Raw genomic sequence first — 527 nt, forward strand, 5'->3', positions numbered from 1 at the left:
CCTTTCCTCCTGACTGAAAGTGCTTTACAACCCGAAGGCCTTCTTCACACACGCGGCATGGCTGCATCAGGCTTGCGCCCATTGTGCAATATTCCCCACTGCTGCCTCCCGTAGGAGTCTGGGCCGTGTCTCAGTCCCAGTGTGGCTGATCATCCTCTCAAACCAGCTAGGGATCGTCGCCTTGGTGAGCCATTACCTCACCAACTAGCTAATCCCACTTGGGCCAATCTAAAGGCGAGAGCCGAAGCCCCCTTTGGTCCGTAGACATTATGCGGTATTAGCAGTCGTTTCCAACTGTTGTCCCCCACCTCAAGGCATGTTCCCAAGCATTACTCACCCGTCCGCCGCTCGTCAGCAAAGTAGCAAGCTACTCTCTGTTACCGCTCGACTTGCATGTGTTAGGCCTGCCGCCAGCGTTCAATCTGAGCCATGATCAAACTCTTCAATTAAAAAGTTTTATGTCTTTCGACAGCTCAATGAATTCTGAATTTTTTAATATCTTTCGATATTGAATTGACTGTGCCGAA

At 50.5% G+C, this 527-nt stretch carries 1 rRNA gene; it reads right to left on the bottom strand.

Features of this window, described 5'->3' with window-relative positions:
- Nucleotides 1–449, bottom strand: a 16S ribosomal RNA gene (locus P20495_RS20860); the annotation flags it as partial.
- Between the last annotated feature and the right edge of the window lie 78 nt (nucleotides 450–527).

Source organism: Pseudoalteromonas sp. BSi20495 (assembly GCF_000241185.1).
GTDB lineage: Bacteria > Pseudomonadota > Gammaproteobacteria > Enterobacterales > Alteromonadaceae > Pseudoalteromonas > Pseudoalteromonas fuliginea.